We start from the raw sequence: 17,151 nt of genomic DNA on the forward strand, positions 1-17,151 counted from the left end.
GGCGGGGAACCGTCCGGGGCAACGCTGTGAGGCTTAACGACGCCAGGTCACGCCGGACGGCTGCATTCCGGCCAAGCAGCGGCCCACCTGCCTCAATGGCACACCCTCGCCTCGTGTTCCGCGTGCCCGCCCGGTTCCAGCTGGAAGGTGCAGTGCGCCACGTCGAAGTGGTCGCCGAGGCACTCCTGGAGCTCGTGGAGCATCTTCTCGTGGCCGATGGCGCTGAGGACGTCGGAGCGCACCACCACGTGCGCGGAGAGCACCGGCATCCCGGACGTGATCGTCCAGGCGTGCAGGTCGTGGACGTCCTCGACCCCGTCCAGGTCCAGGATGTGGGCGCGTACGTCCGCCATGTCGACGTCCCGCGGAGCTGCCTCAAGCAGCACGTCCAGGGTCTCGCGCAGCAGCTTCCAGGTGCGGGGCACGATCATCAGGCCGATCACCAGCGAGGCGATCGGGTCCGCGGCATGCCAGCCGGTCGCCAGGATCACCAGCGCCGAGATGATCACGGCGAGGGAGCCGAGCGCGTCCGCCGCGACCTCCAGGAACGCGCCGCGTACGTTCAGGCTCTCCTGCCGGCCGCGCACCAGCAGCGTCAGCGAGATCATGTTCGCGACCAGACCGATCGCACCGAACACGATCATCAGCCCGCCCGCGGTGTCGGCCGGGGTGAAGAACCGCTGGATCGCCTCGTACAGGACGTAGCCGCCGACGCCGAGCAGCAGCAGACAGTTGGCGAGCGCCGCGAGGATCTCGGCGCGGGCGTATCCGAAGGTGCGGTTGCCGCTCGGCGGTCGGTTGGCGAATTGGATCGCCAGCAGCGCCATGCCCAGCCCGAGGGCGTCGGTCGCCATGTGGGCGGCGTCCGCGATCAGCGCGAGCGAGTCCGCGAGCAGACCGCCGACGATCTCGACCACCATGACGGTGAGCGTGATCGACAGGGCGACGCGCAGCCGCCCGCGGTACGCCGCCGCGGCCGTACCGGTGGGCGGGGCATGCGAGTGCCCGTGCCCGTGATCGTGCCCTGCCCCCATGGCAGCCGCCTTCCTGTGTTGCGCCCGGGATGACAGTGAACTACGGGCGGGGGGTATCGGGCAACGCGGCACTGAACACCGTTGTCATGTGCCCTGACCTGCGGAAACGATATGCAGGTCAGGGCAGCCTCAGTTTCCTTGCCGTGCTGTCACCTGCCGTGGTGCAGCAGCCAGCCCTGCCAGGCCGACTCGACCATCTCGGGCACCCCGCGCCGTGCGGTCCAGCCCAGCTCCTCTGCTGCCCGGGCGGCGGAGGCGACCGCGCGCGGCGCGTCCCCGGGGCGGCGGCCCTCGACCAGGGCCGGGCGGCGGTCGCCGGTCACCTCGCCGATGACGGTGATCAGCTCGCGGACGGAGACGCCCTCGCCGCGGCCGATGTTCACCGTGAGGTCACCGCTGCGGCCGGCGAGCCGCCGTGCCGCGGCCAGATGCGCCTCGGCCAGGTCGGCGACGTGGATGTAGTCGCGGATGCAGGTGCCGTCCGGCGTCGGATAGTCGTCGCCGAAGATCCGCGGGGCCTCGTCGCGGGTGAGCCGGTCGAAGACCATGGGGACGATGTTGAAGACGCCCGTGTCCGCCAGCTCGGGTGCGGCGGCGCCCGCCACGTTGAAATACCGCAGGCAGACCGTGGAGATGTCGTGTGCCCGGCCCGCCGCCCGCACCAGCCACTCGCCGGTGAGCTTGGTCTCGCCGTACGGGTTCACCGGCGCGCACGCGGTGTCCTCGGTGATGAGGTCCACATCGGGATTTCCGTAGACGGCCGCGGACGAGGAGAACAGGAACTTCCCGACCCCGGCCTCGGCGACCGCCTCCAGCAGCGTCGCGAGACCGCCGACGTTCTCCCGGTAGTAGCGGGTGGGCTGCGCCACGGACTCGGCGACCTGCTTGCGTGCGGCGAGGTGGACGACGCCGGTCACCCCGTACTCGGCGAACACCCGCTTCAGCAGGTCGCCGTCGAGCGTCGAGCCCTCGACGAGCGGCACGTCCTCGGGCAGCCGCTCGGGGAACCCGGCCGACAGGTCGTCCAGTACGACGACGTGCTCCCCGGCGCCGGTCATGGCCCGCACCACATGGGCCCCGATGTATCCCGCTCCGCCTGTGATCAGCCATGTCATGGTCGCCCACCCTATGCCGAGACCACCCGGCGCTTCCCAATGTCCCGGATGCCTGATCTGGGCACCGCGGTTTGTCGGCGGGACCCCGGATCACCGATGATGATCGCGGCAAAGGCCAGAGGAGACGGCGTTGATCGGCCCGTGAACGGGCGGTGAACTCCGCTCTCCCGACATCCGATAGCCTCTGCGGACATGCCGCCCGCCTGGTGCAGCCAAGGGGCGCCTACCATGCACATGACCGGCGCCGGCGCGTCGGCACCCAGGGAGTGAGTTCGGTTGTCGACCGCCATCCTCACCGGTCAGCCGGTCCCCGGATCGTCGATCGAGGGCGATCTGCGGTCCCTCGGCTTCGACGTACGGATCGCCGCCGACACCGCCGACGCCGAGACACTGCTGGCCCAGGTCCCCGGCGGCCAGCGGGTCGCCGTGGTCGACGCCCGCTTCGTGGGCCATCTGCACGCCCTGCGCCTCGGCCTCACCGACCCCCGCTTCCCGCTCGTCGCGATCCCGGGCGCCGTCACGGCCCAGCCGGCCGGGCGCCAGACCCTGACCCGTGCGATGGCCCGCGAGAACTCGGCAGGCGGCGGCACGGCACTCGCCGTCGACAGCCTCGCCGACCGCATCGTCACCGCCCTCGACAGCGACGGCGCCGATGTGCACCGCCCGGAACTCGGCAGCCTGGTCGCCGCCGTCCCCGCCGACCCGCAGTCCCGCAACGAGGCACGGCAGGCCGTCGCGAACGTCGACGAGGAGGCCGTACGCCTGAAGTCGGCGGTGAAGGCCCGCGACGGTTTCTTCACCACGTTCTTCATCAGCCCGTACTCCCGCTACATCGCCCGCTGGTGCGCCCGCCGCGGCCTGACCCCCAACCAGGTCACCACCGCCTCCCTGCTCACCGCGCTGATCGCGGCGGGCTGCGCGGCCACCGGCACCCGGACGGGCTTCGTCGCCGCGGGCGTCCTGCTGATCGCGTCCTTCGTACTGGACTGCACCGACGGCCAGTTGGCCCGCTACTCCCTGCAGTACTCCACGCTCGGCGCCTGGCTGGACGCCACCTTCGACCGGGCCAAGGAGTACGCCTACTACGCGGGCCTGGCGCTGGGAGCGGCCCGCGGCGGCGACGACGTATGGGCGCTGGCGCTCGGCGCGATACTCCTGCAGACCTGCCGGCACGTCGTCGACTTCTCCTTCAACGAGGCCAACCACGACACCACCGCCAACACCAGCCCCACGGCGGCCCTTTCCGGCAGGCTGGACAGCGTCGGCTGGACGGTGTGGGTGCGCCGCATGATCGTGCTGCCGATCGGTGAGCGCTGGGCGATGATCGCGGTCCTGACGGCGGTCACGACACCCCGCGTCACCTTCTACGTGCTGCTCATCGGCTGCGCGTGCGCGGCGACTTACACGACCGCGGGCCGGGTGCTCCGCTCGCTGACCCGCAAGGCCCGGCGCACGGACCGGGCGGCGCAGGCCCTGGCGGACCTCGCGGACAACGGGCCGCTCGCCTCCCTCGTGGCGCGTACCACAGGGGCTCGCCTCGGCGCCCCGCTGCTGGTCGCCGCGGCCGGTACCGCCATCCTCGCCGTGGCCCTCTTCTCCGGGGTGACCTGGGCGCCCGTCGCCGGTGCCGTCGTGTACACGAGCACCGCCGGTCAGGCCCTGTACCGCCCCCTCAAGGGTGCCCTCGACTGGCTGGTTCCCCCGCTGTTCCGGTTCGCCGAGTACGGCACCGTCCTGGTCCTCGCGGCCAAAGGGGACGTGAACGAAGCGCTGCCAGCGGCTTTCGGGCTGGTGGCGGCCGTCGCCTACCATCACTACGACACGGTGTATCGCATCCGCGGCAACGCCGGAGCGCCCCCGGCCTGGCTGGTGCGCGCCATCGGGGGGCATGAAGGACGGACGCTGCTGGTCACCGTCCTGGCCGCCGCGCTCACCGCCTCGCAGTTCAAGGTCGCGCTCGCGGTGCTCGCCGTGACCGTCGCCTTGGTGGTGCTCGTCGAGAGCGCCCGCTTCTGGGTGTCCTCAGGGGCGCCCGCCGTACACGATGAAGGAGAACCCGCATGATCGGCCTCGTGCTGGCGGCCGGCGCCGGACGCCGTCTGCGCCCCTACACCGACAGCCTGCCCAAGGCGCTGGTGCCGGTGGGCCCCGCGGGCATAGAGGGCGAACCCACGGTTCTCGACCTCACCCTCGCCAACTTCGCGGAGATCGGTCTGACCGAGGTCGCGATCATCGTCGGCTACCGCAAGGAGGCCGTGTACGAGCGCAAGGCCGCCCTGGAGCAGAAGTACGGTCTGAAGCTCACCCTCATCGACAACGACAAGGCCGAGGAGTGGAACAACGCCTACTCCCTGTGGTGCGGCCGTGACGCCCTCAAGGACGGTGTGATCCTCGCCAACGGCGACACCGTCCACCCGGTCTCCGTCGAGAAGACGCTGCTCGCCGCGCGGGACGAGTTCAAGCAGATCATCCTGGCCGTGGACACCGTGAAGCCCCTCGCCGACGAGGAGATGAAGGTCGTCGTGGACCCCGACCTGGGCGTCCAGCGGATCACCAAGCTGATGGACCCGGCCGAGGCCACCGGTGAGTACATCGGCGTCACGCTGATCGAGGGCTCGGCCGCCGAGGAACTCGGGGAGGCGCTGAAGACCGTCTGGGAGAGGGACCCGCAGCAGTTCTACGAGCACGGGTACCAGGAGCTCATCAACGTCGGCTTCACCATCGACGCGGCTCCGATCGGCGACGTCAAGTGGGTCGAGATCGACAACCACGACGATCTCGCCCGCGGACGGGAGATCGCGTGCCAGTACTGACCCGGCTCATCCCCTCGCCGCTCGTCGTGGACATCCGCCCGGGTGCCCTCGACGATCTGGCCTGCGTGCTGGCCGACGAGCGCATCTCGACCTCGGGTCGGCTCGCCGTCGCCGTCAGCGGCGGCTCCGGCGCCCGGCTGCGCGAGCGCATCGCCCCGGCCCTGCCCGGCGCCACCTGGTACGAGGTCGGCGGCGGCACCCTCGACGACGCGGTGCGGCTGGCCGGCGACATAAAGGCCGGCCGCTACGACGCCGTCGTCGGCCTCGGCGGCGGCAAGATCATCGACTGTGCCAAGTTCGCCGCGGCGCGGGTCGGCCTGCCCCTGGTCGCCGTGCCGACGAACCTCGCGCACGACGGTCTGTGCTCGCCGGTCGCCACCCTCGACAACGACGCGGGCCGCGGCTCCTACGGCGTGCCGAACCCGATCGCGGCCGTCATCGACCTGGACGTCATCCGCCAGGCGCCGGCGCGCTTCGTGCGCGCGGGCATCGGCGACGCGATCTCCAACATCAACTCGATCGCGGACTGGGAGCTGTCCAACCGCGTCAACGGGGAGAAGATCGACGGCCTCGCCGCCGCCATGGCCCGCCAGGCGGGCGAGGCGGTGCTCCGCCACCCCGGCGGCATCGGCGACAACGACTTCCTCCAGGTGCTCGCCGAGGCGCTGGTCCTCACCGGCATCGCGATGTCGATCTCCGGTGACTCGCGCCCCGCCTCCGGCTCCTGCCACGAGATCAACCACGCCTTCGACCTGCTCTACCCCAAGCGGGCCGCCAGCCACGGCGAGCAGTGCGGCCTCGGCGCCGCCTTCGCGATGTACCTGCGTGGCGCGCACGAGGAGTCGGCGTACACGGCCGAGGTGCTGCGCCGGCACGGGCTTCCGGTGCTTCCGGAGGAGATCGGCTTCACGGTGGACGAGTTCGTCCGCGCCGTGGAGTTCGCCCCGGAGACCCGGCCCGGCCGCTACACGATCCTCGAACACCTCGACCTCACAACCGACCAGATCAAGGACATTTACGCCGACTATGTCAAGGCCATCGGTAGCTGAACTCCGCCCGGTCGTCCACCCCGCGGGGGTCAAGGACCGGCGCAGCGGTGAGCACTGGATGGGACGCCTCTACATGCGTGAGGTGTCCCTGCGGGTCGACCGCTACCTGGTGAACACCAGGGTCACGCCCAACCAGCTCACGTATCTGATGACCCTCTTCGGCGTGCTCGCGGCCCCGGCCCTGCTGGTGCCGGGGATCACGGGCGCCGTGCTCGGCGTGGTCTGCGTGCAGATGTACCTGCTGCTGGACTGCGTCGACGGCGAGATCGCGCGCTGGAAGAAGCAGTACTCACTGGGCGGCGTCTACCTGGACCGGGTCGGCGCCTACCTCACCGACGCCGCCGTTCTCGTGGGCTTCGGGCTGCGCTCCGCCGACCTGTGGGGCAGCGGCCGAATCGACTGGCTGTGGGCCTTCCTCGGCACCCTGGCCGCGCTCGGCGCCATCCTGATCAAGGCGGAGACCGACCTGGTGGGCGTCGCCCGGCACCAAACGGGCAAGCCGCCGGTCCAGGAGTCCGCCGCCGAGATGCGCTCCTCCGGGATGGCGCTGGCTCGCCGGGCCGCCGCCGCGTTCAAGTTCCACCGGCTGATCCTCGGCATCGAGGCGTCCCTGCTGATCCTGGTCCTGGCGATCGTCGACCAGATGCGCGGTGACCTGTTCTTCTCCCGCCTCGGAGTCGCCGTACTCGCCGGCATCGCGCTGCTGCAGACCCTGCTGCACCTGGTGTCCATCCTCGCTTCCAGCAGGCTGAAGTGAGCGGCATGAAGGTCGGCGCGGTGATCATCACCATGGGCAACCGCCCCGACGAGCTCCGCGCCCTGCTCGACTCGGTCGCCAAGCAGGACGGCGACCGGGTCGAGGTGGTCGTGGTCGGCAACGGCTCGCCGGTCCCGGACGTCCCCGAGGGCGTCCGTACGATCGAGCTGCCCGAGAACCTCGGCATCCCCGGCGGCCGCAACGTCGGCATCGAGGCCTTCGGCCCCAGCGGCCGCGAGGTCGACATATTGATGTTCCTCGACGACGACGGGCTCCTCGCCCAGCACGACACCGCCGAGCTGTGCCGGCAGGCCTTCGAGGCCGACCCGGAGCTCGGCATCATCAGTTTCCGCATCGCCGACCCCGACAGCGGGGTCACCCAGCGCCGCCACGTGCCGCGCCTGCGCGCCGCCGACCCGATGCGCTCCTCCCGGGTCACCACCTTCCTCGGCGGCGCCAACGCCGTCCGCACGAAGGTCTTCGCCGAGGTCGGCGGGCTCCCGGACGAATTCTTCTACGCACACGAGGAAACCGACCTGGCATGGCGGGCCCTCGACGCGGGCTGGATGATCGACTACCGGTCCGACATGGTGCTGTACCACCCGACGACCGCGCCCTCACGGCACGCGGTCTACCACCGCATGGTCGCCCGCAACCGGGTCTGGCTGGCCCGCCGCAACCTTCCGACCCCGCTGATCCCTGTCTACCTCGGGGTCTGGCTGCTGCTCACCCTCGTCCGCCGCCCCTCGCGGCCCGCACTGAAGGCATGGTTCGGCGGGTTCCGGGAAGGCTGGACCACTCCGTGCGGGCCACGCAGGCCGATGAAGTGGCGTACGGTGTGGCGGCTGACCCGGCTGGGCCGACCTCCGGTGATCTGACAAGCTCGTTCCAGTGAGCAATCGGCCCCGCCCGGGCCCCAGGCTCTTGCCCATGCCCGCACAGGCTGCGCATCCCGAAGACGAAAGTTTCCACCAGTGAGTGAGACAACGCACGACGGCACGGTCGCCCTGGGCGCGGCCGTGCCGCCCGACGAGGGCCTCCCGGCGAGCCGGCTGGCCGCCAAGTACGGGCTGACCGTGAGCGGCGCCCGGCCCTCCCTTGTCGAGTACGTCCGCCAGCTCTGGGACCGGCGTCACTTCATCCTCGCCTTCTCCCGGGCGAAGCTGACCGCCCAGTACAGCCAGGCCAAGTTGGGCCAGCTGTGGCAGGTGGCCACGCCGCTGCTGAACGCGGCCGTCTACTTCTTCATCTTCGGCATGATCCTCAAGGCCAACCGCGGACTGCCCCGCGAGGTCTACATCCCATTCCTGGTCACCGGCGTGTTCGTGTTCACCTTCACGCAGAGCTCGGTGATGGCGGGCGTCCGCGCGATCTCCGGCAACCTCGGCCTGGTCCGCGCCCTGCACTTCCCGCGCGCCTCGCTGCCGATCTCCTTCGCGCTCCAGCAGCTCCAGCAGCTGCTGTTCTCGATGATCGTGCTGTTCGCCGTGGCGATCGGCTTCGGCAGTCTCCCGGACCTGTCCTGGCTGCTGATCGTCCCGGTGCTGGCCCTGCAGTTCCTGTTCAACACCGGACTCGCGCTGATCATGGCCCGCGCGGGCGCCAAGACCCCCGACCTCGCGCAGCTCATGCCGTTCGTGATGCGGACGTGGATGTACGCGTCCGGCGTGATGTTCTCCATCCCGATCATGCTGGCCGACAAGCCGCAGTGGCTGGCGAACGTCCTGCAGTGGAACCCGGCCGCGATCTACATGGACCTGATGCGCTTCGCGCTCATCGACGGCTACGGCTCTGAGAACCTCCCTGACCACGTCTGGGTGGTCGCGGGTGGCTGGGCCGCCCTGATCGCCCTCGGCGGGTTCGTGTACTTCTGGAAGGCGGAGGAGAGGTACGGCCGTGGCTGAGCAGACCGACCGGCAGAGCGGCGAGCGGATCCCCACCGTCATCGCCGACGAGCTCCACATCGTCTACCGCGTGCACGGCGCCAAGACCGGCAAGGGCAGCGCCACCGCCGCCCTCAGCCGGATCATCAAGCGCGGCGAGGAGCGCGGGGTGCGCAAGGTGCACGCCGTCAAGGGTGTCTCCTTCGTCGCCTACCGCGGCGAGGCCATCGGCCTCATCGGCTCCAACGGCTCCGGCAAGTCGACCCTGCTGCGCGCCATCGCCGGGCTGCTCCCGGCGGAGAAGGGCCGCGTCTACACCAATGGGCAGCCCTCGCTGCTGGGCGTGAACGCGGCCCTGATGAACGACCTGACCGGTGAGCGGAACGTCATATTGGGCGGGCTCGCCATGGGGATGTCCCGCGAGCAGATCAAGGAGCGCTACCAGGAGATCGTCGACTTCTCGGGCATCAACGAGAAGGGCGACTTCATCACCCTGCCGATGCGCACCTACTCCTCCGGTATGGCGGCCCGACTGCGGTTCTCCATCGCCGCCGCCAAGGACCACGACGTCCTGATGATCGACGAGGCGCTGGCGACCGGTGACCGCAAGTTCCAGAAGCGCTCCGAGGAACGCATCCGTGAGCTGCGCAAGGAGGCCGGCACGGTGTTTCTCGTCAGCCACAACAACAAGTCGATCCGCGACACCTGCGACCGCGTCCTGTGGCTGGAACGCGGCGAGCTGCGCATGGACGGACCGACCGAAGAGGTCCTCAAGGAGTACGAGAAGTTCACCGGCAAGTAGTCCACCCGGGCCTGGACGTTCCGGCCAGGACGGATGGCGGGGCCTCGCCGCAACCTCTGCGGCGGGGCCCCGCGTCTGCAAAGGAAACGTCAACTCGGTCTCGCCTTAGGAATCTTGACGCCAATCGGTGTGTTGTTGTGATGTGCAGGACACCCCAGGGAACCTCGCTGCGTTGTACAACGTAAGCTGTACCGGTCCCGAAACGCGGCAAGTGGGGCGATAATGCGCGACACCCTCAGCCGGGGCAGCCGCGCGGACGGCCGGGCGGCGTGTCCGAAATAGTATGCATTGGGTCGGCAGTGTAGAACGGGAGATGTGACGGCAATGGCTACGGAAACTCCCCAGCTGAACGCAGCATGTGCCGTCCCCGCCCCGGGCAGTCACCGGTGACGGGAACCGGCATGTCGCATGCCGTTGATCCGGAGCGCGACACGCTCGACAAGGCCGCGGGCGAGAACTTCCCCGTGGCACCTTTCTTCCTGCCCAGGGCCTGGCGCGCCGACCTCATGGCCGTGTACGGATTCGCCCGTCTGGTCGACGACATCGGCGACGGCGACCTGGCCCCCGGCGGCGCCGACGCTCGTCTGCTCGGCGTGTCGCCCGAGGAGGCCGAGGACCGGCTGCTGCTCCTGGACGCCTTCGAGGCCGATCTGAACCGGGTCTTCGACTCGACCCCGCGCCACCCCCTGATGCGCCGCCTCCAGCACACGGTCCGCCGCTGCTCGCTCACCCCCGAGCCCTTCCTCGGCCTGATCGCCGCCAACCGCCAGGACCAGCTCGTCAGCCGCTACGAGACCTACGACGACCTGCTCGCGTACTGCGAACTGTCGGCCAATCCCGTCGGCCGCCTGGTCCTGTCCGTCACCGGCACCTCGACTCCCGAACGCATCCGCCTCTCCGACGCGATCTGCACCGCCCTCCAGATCGTCGAACACCTGCAGGACGTCGCCGAGGACCTCGGCCGCGACCGCATCTACCTGCCCGCCGAGGACATGAAGCACTTCCATGTCCAAGAGGCGGATCTCGCCACGCCCACCGCGGGCGCATCGTTGCGCGCACTGGTTGCGTACGAAGCAGAACGCGCCCGCGATCTCCTGAATGAAGGCGCCCCCCTCGTGGGTAGCGTCCACGGCAGGTTGAAGCTGCTGCTCGCGGGATTCGTGGCGGGGGGAAGGGCGGCGGTCAAGGCGATCGCCGCCGCTGACTACGACGTACTTCCCGGCCCGCCCAAGCCCGGCAAGGTCCAGCTGCTGCGCGAGGTGGGCGTGACTCTGCGAGGAGAGGGGTGATCCGGACCGTGGAGTCGGAACAACACGTGTCCGCACCGGTACTCGCCGCCTACAGCTACTGCGAGGCCGTCACCGGACAGCAGGCCCGTAACTTCGCGTACGGCATCAGGCTGCTGCCGACGCCCAAGCGCCGCGCGATGTCGGCGCTCTACGCGTTCTCCCGGCGCGTCGACGACATCGGCGACGGCGCACTGGCCGGCGAGGTCAAGGCGGAAAGACTCGAGGACACCCGGGCGCTGCTGACCCGGGTGCGGGAGGGGTCGGTCGCCGAGGACGACATCGACCCCGTCGCCGTCGCCCTCGCCCATGCCGCCGAGACCTTCCCGATCCCGCTCGACGGCCTGGACGAGCTGATCGACGGCGTGCTGATGGACGTACGCGGCGAGACCTACGAGACCTGGGACGACCTGAAGGTCTACTGCCGCTGCGTCGCGGGCGCCATCGGACGGCTCTCGCTCGGCGTGTTCGGCACGGAACCCGGGGCGCGCGGCGCCGATCGAGCCCCGGAGTACGCCGACACCCTGGGCCTCGCGCTGCAGCTCACCAACATCCTCAGAGACGTCCGCGAGGACGCCGAGGGCGGCCGCACCTATCTGCCCTCCGACGACCTCGCGAAGTTCGGGTGCTCGGCCGGGTTCAACGGGCCGACACCCCCCGAAGGCTCCGACTTCGCGGGCCTCGTGCACTTCGAAGTGCGACGGGCCCGCGCCCTTTTCGCCGAGGGCTACCGGCTGCTGCCCATGCTGGACCGGCGCAGCGGCGCCTGCGTGGCCGCCATGGCCGGCATCTACCGCCGGCTGCTCGACCGCATCGAGCGCGACCCCGAGGCAGTGCTGCGCGGCCGGGTCTCGCTGCCCGGCCGGGAGAAGGCCTACGTCGCCGTGCGCGGACTGTCCGGCCTGGATGCCCGGCATGTGACGCGCAGGACCGTCAGGAGGCGCGCCTGATGGACAAACAGGGCCAAGGTGATGTCGCCGACGAAAAGCGGCACGCAACCCTCCGGCTGGGGACGGCGTCCCTGAGTGCAGCGGTCGGCCGTGCACCGTTCAACCACGGCGGTCGCGCAGGGGAGGGCGCACGATGAGCGACGACGGCACGCGGGCCGACGAGCCGCTCGCGGATCCGGCGGGGCGTTCCGCGAGGGACGCCGTCGTGGTCGGCGGCGGGCTGGCCGGCATCACCGCCGCACTCGCACTCGCCGACGCGGGAGTCCGCGTCACCCTGGTCGAGGGCAGGCCGAGACTGGGCGGTCTGGCCTTCTCCTTCCAGCGCGGCGAACTGACCGTCGACAACGGACAGCATGTCTACCTGCGCTGCTGCACCGCCTACCGCTGGTTCCTCGACCGCATCGAGGGAACGGCGCTGGCACCGCTGCAGGATCGTCTCGACGTGCCCGTACTCGACGTCGACAAGCCCGAGGGACGGCGACTGGGCAGACTGCGGCGCGATGCGCTGCCGGTGCCCCTGCATCTGGGGCGCAGCCTCGCCACGTATCCGCATCTCTCGCTCGCCGAGCGGGCCAAGGTGGGCCGTGCCGCGCTCGCGCTCAAGGGGCTCGACCTCGCCGATCCGGACCTGGACACACAGGACTTCGGCAGCTGGCTGACCGCGCACGGTCAGTCGGCGCGTGCCGTCGAGGCCCTGTGGGACCTGGTCGGGGTCGCCACCCTCAACGCGGTCGCGGGCGACGCCTCGCTGGGGCTCGCCGCGATGGTGTTCAAGACCGGTCTGCTGTCCGACCCGGGCGCGGCCGACATCGGATGGGCGCACGTCCCGCTGGGCGAACTGCACGACCGGCTCGCCCGCAAGGCGCTCGACTCCGCGGGCGTCCGTACCGAGGTCCGTACACGCGTCACCTCCGTCCTCACTGACGAAAACGGGCGCTGGAGCGTTCAGGTTCCCGGCGAGAGCCTCACCGCCGACGCCGTCGTGCTCGCCGTACCCCAGCGCGAGGCCCACCACCTGCTGCCTCAGGGCGCGCTGGACGCCCCGGAAAATCTTCTTCGGATCGGCACCGCGCCGATCCTCAACGTCCATGTCGTCTACGACCGCAAGGTGCTGCACAAGCCGTTCTTCGCGGCCCTGGGCACCCCCGTGCAGTGGGTCTTCGACCGCACCGAGGCCTCCGGGCTGCGCGAGGGCCAGTACCTCGCCCTGTCCCAGTCGGCCGCCGAGGACGAGATCGACGAGCCGGTCGCCGTGCTGCGCGAGCGCTACCTGCCCGAGCTGGAACGGCTGCTTCCGGGTGCGCGCGGTGCGCAGGTGAAGGACTTCTTCGTGACCAGGGAGCGCACGGCGACGTTCGCCCCCACCCCCGGCGTCGGACGGCTGCGGCCCGGCGCCCGTACCAAAGCCCCCGGCCTCTACCTGGCCGGAGCGTGGACCGCCACAGGGTGGCCCGCGACCATGGAGAGTGCGGTCCGCAGTGGAGTGAGTGCGGCGGACGCCGCCCTCGCCACCCTGGGCCGGCCCCGCCCGAGTCACCTCTTCGACGTCGAGGAGGCGGCGTGATGCTCGATCAGCACGCGGCAGGCCCCCGCACCCCCGGTACCGCAACAAGAGGAGAGACTGTGCCCACTGTGCCCCCGGCCGAGACGGCCGATCGAGCGACCGCAGTGGACGTGACCGCGCTCCTGGAGCGCGGCCGGACCCTTGCCACACCGGTACTGCGGGCGGCCGTCGACCGCCTGGCCCCTCCCATGGACACCGTTTCCGCCTACCACTTCGGCTGGATCGACGCCGAGGGCAACCCCGCCGAAGGCGACGGCGGCAAGGCCGTGCGCCCCGCCCTCGCGGTCCTGTCCGCCGAGGTCACCGGCGCCGCACCCGAGGTCGGCATCCCCGGCGCCGTGGCCGTCGAACTCGTCCACAACTTCTCGCTGCTGCACGACGACCTGATGGACGGCGACGAGCAGCGCCGCCACCGCGACACCGTCTGGAAGGTGCACGGCCCCGCCCAGGCGATCCTCGTCGGTGACGCCCTGTTCGCCCTCGCCAACGAGATCCTGCTGGAGCTCGGCACCGTCGAGGCCGGTCGCGCCACCCGACGTCTGACCACCGCCACCCGCGCCCTGATCGACGGCCAGGCGCAGGACATCTCCTACGAGCACCGCGACCGCGTCAGCGTCGAGGAGTGCCTGGAGATGGAGGGCAACAAGACCGGCGCCCTGCTCGCCTGCGCCTCCTCCATCGGCGCGGTGCTCGGCGGCGCGGACGACCGCACCGCCGACACCCTGGAGAAGTACGGCTACCACCTGGGCCTCGCCTTCCAGGCCGTCGACGACCTGCTCGGCATCTGGGGCGACCCTGTCTCCACCGGCAAGCAGACCTGGAGCGATCTGCGCCAGCGCAAGAAGTCGCTGCCGGTCGTGGCCGCGCTCGCGGCGGGCGGCTCGGCCTCCGAGCGGCTCGGCGAGATCCTCGCGGCCGACGCCAAGAGCAGCGACTTCGAGAACTTCTCCGAGGAGGAGTTCGCCTCCCGCGCCGCCCTCATCGAGGAGGCGGGCGGCCGCGAGTGGACCGCCGAAGAGGCCCGCCGTCAGCACAACACCGCCATCCAGGCGCTGCACGCCATCGACATGCCCGACCCGGTGCGGGACCGGTTCACGGCGCTCGCCGACTTCGTCGTCGTACGAAAGAGATGATCGCTATCGGTCGAATAGCCCTCGCGTAGTCGCCGGCCGGTGTCGCGGGAACACGAGCACCGGCCGACGGCGGACCCACAGCAGCACGATGTGTACGACTGCACGAAGGGGAAGCCATGACAGCGACGACCGACGGAAGCACCGGGGCATTGCCGCCCCGGGCAGCCTCGGCCAGCGAAACCGACAGCACGAGCCCCGTGGCGGCGGGGGTGCGCGATGCCGCCGTACGCGCCGTCCAGCGCTCCACCGAGTTCCTGCTGTCCCGGCAGGACCCCGAGGGCTGGTGGAAGGGCGACCTCGAGACCAACGTGACCATGGACGCCGAGGACCTGCTCCTTCGGCAGTTCCTGGGCATCCTGGACGAGGACACCGCGCGCGCCGCCGCCCTGTTCATCCGCGGCGAGCAGCGCGAGGACGGCACCTGGGCCACCTTCTACGGCGGACCGGGCGAACTCTCCACCACCATCGAGGCATACGTCGCCCTGCGTCTGGCGGGCGACACGCCCGGCGCTCCGCACATGGCGCGGGCCTCCGCCTGGATCCGCGAGCAGGGCGGCATCGCCGCGGCCCGGGTCTTCACCCGGATCTGGCTCGCCCTGTTCGGCTGGTGGAAGTGGGAGGACCTGCCCGAACTTCCGCCGGAGCTCATCTACTTCCCCAAGTGGGTACCGCTCAACATCTACGACTTCGGGTGCTGGGCGCGGCAGACGATCGTCCCGCTGACGGTCGTCTCCGCCAAGCGGCCGGTGCGGCCCGCGCCCTTTGCGCTCGACGAGCTGCACATCGACCCGGCCAACCCGAACCCCCCCAAGCCCCTTGCGCCGGCGGCTAGTTGGGACGGCGCCTTCCAGCGCCTGGACAAGGTGCTGCACCAGGCGCGCAAGGTCATCCCGCGCAGACTGCGCAAGGCGGCCATGAACTCCGCGGCCCGCTGGATCATCGAGCGGCAGGAGAACGACGGCTGCTGGGGCGGCATCCAGCCGCCGGCCGTGTACTCGGTGATCGCCCTGTATCTGCTGGGCTACGACCTCGAACATCCCGTGCTGCGCGAGGGCCTGGCGTCGCTGGACCGTTTCGCCGTGTGGCGCGAGGACGGCGCCCGGATGATCGAGGCCTGTCAGTCGCCCGTGTGGGACACCTGCCTGGCCACCATCGCGCTCGTCGACGCGGGGGTGCCCGCCGACGATCCACAGCTCGTCAAGGCCGCCGACTGGATGCTCGGCGAGGAGATCGTCCGGCCCGGCGACTGGGCCGTCAGGAGACCCCAACTGCCGCCCGGCGGCTGGGCGTTCGAGTTCCACAACGACAACTACCCCGACATCGACGACACCGCCGAGGTCGTCCTCGCGCTGCGCCGGGTCAAGCACCACGACCCGGAGCGGGTGGAGAAGGCGATCGGGCGCGGGGTGCGCTGGAACCTCGGGATGCAGTCGAAGAACGGGGCGTGGGGCGCCTTCGACGTCGACAACACCAGCCCGTTCCCGAACCGGCTGCCGTTCTGCGACTTCGGCGAGGTCATCGACCCGCCGTCCGCCGACGTGACCGCCCACGTGGTGGAGATGCTGGCCGTCGAGGGCCTCTCGCACGACCCTCGCACCCGCCGCGGCATCGAGTGGCTGCTCGCCGAGCAGGAGCCGGACGGCTCGTGGTTCGGGCGCTGGGGCGTCAACTACGTCTACGGCACCGGATCGGTCGTACCCGCCCTCGTCGCGGCGGGCTTCCCCGGCTCGCACCCGGCGATCCGGCGGGCCGTGGCCTGGCTGGAGTCGGTGCAGAACGACGACGGCGGCTGGGGCGAGGACCTGCGCTCCTACAAGTACGTCGAGGAGTGGAGGGGCAGGGGTGCCTCCACCGCCTCGCAGACGGCGTGGGCGCTGATGGCCCTGCTGGCCGCGGGGGAGAAGGACTCCAAGGCCGTCGAGCGCGGCGTCGAATGGCTCGCGGCCACCCAGCGGGAGGACGGTTCCTGGGACGAGCCGTACTTCACCGGGACCGGCTTCCCCTGGGACTTCTCGATCAACTACCACCTCTACCGGCAGGTCTTCCCGCTGACCGCACTCGGCCGCTACGTCCATGGCGAGCCCTTCTCCAAGAAGCCTCTCGCCGAGGCCGAGGGGGGCTGATGAGCACCCTGCCCGCCCCGGCCCCGCTGCTGATCGCCTGCGCGCTCGGCATCGAGCACCTCGCCCTGCGCGCCGGCGACCGGGGCGGGGCCGGCGGGCCCGTCACCCTGCTCCGTACGGGCATGGGGCCCAAGGCGGCCGAGCGCTCCGTCACCCGGATGCTCGCAGACCCGGCCTGGAGCGGGGCGGCCGTGCTGGCCACCGGTTTCTGCGCGGGGCTCGCCCCCGGCATGCACCCCGGGGACCTGGTCGTCGCCGAGGAGACCCGGGACCCGGACGGAACCGTTCCGTGCGTGGGGACCGACCTGCTCGTCAAGGAGCTCGGGCGCGCCGTGCCCGGGCGCACCGTCCACACCGGTCCCGTCACCGGCTCCGATCATGTCGTACGCGGTCCCGAGCGGTCGGATCTGCTCGCGACCGGCGCGATCGCGGTCGACATGGAGTCCGCGGCGACGCTTCTGAGCGCCGTGCGCACCGGCGCGCGCCCGGTTGCGGCCGTGCGGGTGGTCGTGGACGCTCCTGAACATGAACTTGTTCGAATCGGCACGGTCCGCGGTGGAATATCAGCTTTCCGTGTCCTTCGTGCCGTACTTCCAGCTTTCTTCGAATGGCACCGTTCTTTGCTGCTCCCCAGGAGGTGAG

At 70.7% G+C, this 17,151-nt stretch carries 16 protein-coding genes; 14 read left to right on the forward strand and 2 right to left on the reverse strand.

Annotation, left to right across the window (positions count from 1 at the left end; translation table 11 throughout):
* Positions 1–92: 92 nt before the first annotated feature.
* Both ABT254_RS14635 and galE read right to left on the reverse strand, forming a co-directional pair.
* A complete protein-coding gene (locus tag ABT254_RS14635) occupies positions 93–1,034 on the reverse strand; it encodes a cation diffusion facilitator family transporter (protein WP_351468670.1) in 942 nt (313 codons plus the stop codon).
* 149 nt (positions 1,035–1,183) lie between these two features.
* The gene (gene galE / locus ABT254_RS14640; RefSeq protein WP_351468673.1) at positions 1,184–2,149 is read right to left on the reverse strand and encodes a UDP-glucose 4-epimerase GalE; all 966 of its coding nucleotides are present in this window, start codon (positions 2,147–2,149) and stop codon (positions 1,184–1,186) included.
* A gap of 276 nt (positions 2,150–2,425) precedes the next feature.
* On the opposite strand from galE, the gene ABT254_RS14645 reads away from it, so the two are divergent.
* From ABT254_RS14645 to ABT254_RS14710, 14 genes are all read left to right on the forward strand, one after another.
* The gene (locus ABT254_RS14645) at positions 2,426–4,213 is read left to right on the forward strand and encodes a DUF5941 domain-containing protein (RefSeq protein ID WP_351468676.1); all 1,788 of its coding nucleotides are present in this window, start codon (positions 2,426–2,428) and stop codon (positions 4,211–4,213) included.
* Positions 4,210–4,962, forward strand: coding sequence for a phosphocholine cytidylyltransferase family protein (locus ABT254_RS14650; protein WP_351468678.1), 753 nt, complete (start codon positions 4,210–4,212; stop codon positions 4,960–4,962). Before ABT254_RS14645 ends, ABT254_RS14650 begins: the two co-directional genes overlap by 4 nt.
* Positions 4,950–6,011: an iron-containing alcohol dehydrogenase family protein gene (locus ABT254_RS14655; RefSeq protein ID WP_351468681.1), complete on the forward strand. Its 1,062-nt coding sequence runs from the start codon at positions 4,950–4,952 to the stop codon at positions 6,009–6,011. Before ABT254_RS14650 ends, ABT254_RS14655 begins: the two co-directional genes overlap by 13 nt.
* Positions 5,989–6,768 carry a CDP-alcohol phosphatidyltransferase family protein gene (locus tag ABT254_RS14660; RefSeq protein WP_351468684.1) on the forward strand — a complete coding sequence of 260 codons (780 nt, stop codon included), beginning with the start codon at positions 5,989–5,991 and terminating at the stop codon, positions 6,766–6,768. Before ABT254_RS14655 ends, ABT254_RS14660 begins: the two co-directional genes overlap by 23 nt.
* Positions 6,769–6,773: 5 nt before the next feature.
* Entirely contained in the window at positions 6,774–7,646 is an 873-nt protein-coding gene (locus ABT254_RS14665) for a glycosyltransferase family 2 protein (protein WP_351469140.1), read from the forward strand.
* Positions 7,647–7,742: 96 nt separating this feature from the next.
* A complete protein-coding gene (locus ABT254_RS14670; protein ID WP_351468687.1) occupies positions 7,743–8,672 on the forward strand; it encodes an ABC transporter permease in 930 nt (309 codons plus the stop codon).
* Positions 8,665–9,453, forward strand: coding sequence for an ABC transporter ATP-binding protein (locus ABT254_RS14675; RefSeq protein ID WP_351468689.1), 789 nt, complete (start codon positions 8,665–8,667; stop codon positions 9,451–9,453). The genes ABT254_RS14670 and ABT254_RS14675 overlap by 8 nt, the downstream gene beginning before the upstream one ends.
* 401 nt (positions 9,454–9,854) lie before the next feature.
* Positions 9,855–10,742 (forward strand): squalene synthase HpnC, encoded by an 888-nt coding sequence (gene hpnC / locus ABT254_RS14680; RefSeq protein WP_450749429.1) that lies wholly within the window; start codon positions 9,855–9,857, stop codon positions 10,740–10,742.
* Entirely contained in the window at positions 10,739–11,689 is a 951-nt protein-coding gene (gene hpnD / locus ABT254_RS14685) for a presqualene diphosphate synthase HpnD (protein WP_351468695.1), read from the forward strand. Before hpnC ends, hpnD begins: the two co-directional genes overlap by 4 nt.
* Positions 11,689–11,826, forward strand: coding sequence for a DUF6380 family protein (locus ABT254_RS14690; RefSeq protein ID WP_351468698.1), 138 nt, complete (start codon positions 11,689–11,691; stop codon positions 11,824–11,826). Before hpnD ends, ABT254_RS14690 begins: the two co-directional genes overlap by 1 nt.
* Entirely contained in the window at positions 11,823–13,253 is a 1,431-nt protein-coding gene (gene hpnE, locus ABT254_RS14695; protein ID WP_351468701.1) for a hydroxysqualene dehydroxylase HpnE, read from the forward strand. Before ABT254_RS14690 ends, hpnE begins: the two co-directional genes overlap by 4 nt.
* Positions 13,254–13,321: 68 nt before the next feature.
* Positions 13,322–14,386, forward strand: a complete 1,065-nt coding sequence (locus ABT254_RS14700) for a polyprenyl synthetase family protein (RefSeq protein ID WP_351469142.1) — start codon at positions 13,322–13,324, stop codon at positions 14,384–14,386.
* Positions 14,387–14,502: 116 nt separating this feature from the next.
* Complete coding sequence (gene shc / locus ABT254_RS14705; protein WP_351468704.1) at positions 14,503–16,509, forward strand: squalene--hopene cyclase; 2,007 nt, start codon at positions 14,503–14,505, stop codon at positions 16,507–16,509.
* Complete coding sequence (locus ABT254_RS14710) at positions 16,509–17,150, forward strand: 5'-methylthioadenosine/S-adenosylhomocysteine nucleosidase family protein (protein WP_351468707.1); 642 nt, start codon at positions 16,509–16,511, stop codon at positions 17,148–17,150. The genes shc and ABT254_RS14710 overlap by 1 nt, the downstream gene beginning before the upstream one ends.
* Position 17,151 lies beyond the last annotated feature (1 nt).

The organism is Streptomyces sp. NPDC001137, assembly GCF_040298885.1.
In the GTDB taxonomy this organism is placed as follows: domain Bacteria; phylum Actinomycetota; class Actinomycetes; order Streptomycetales; family Streptomycetaceae; genus Streptomyces.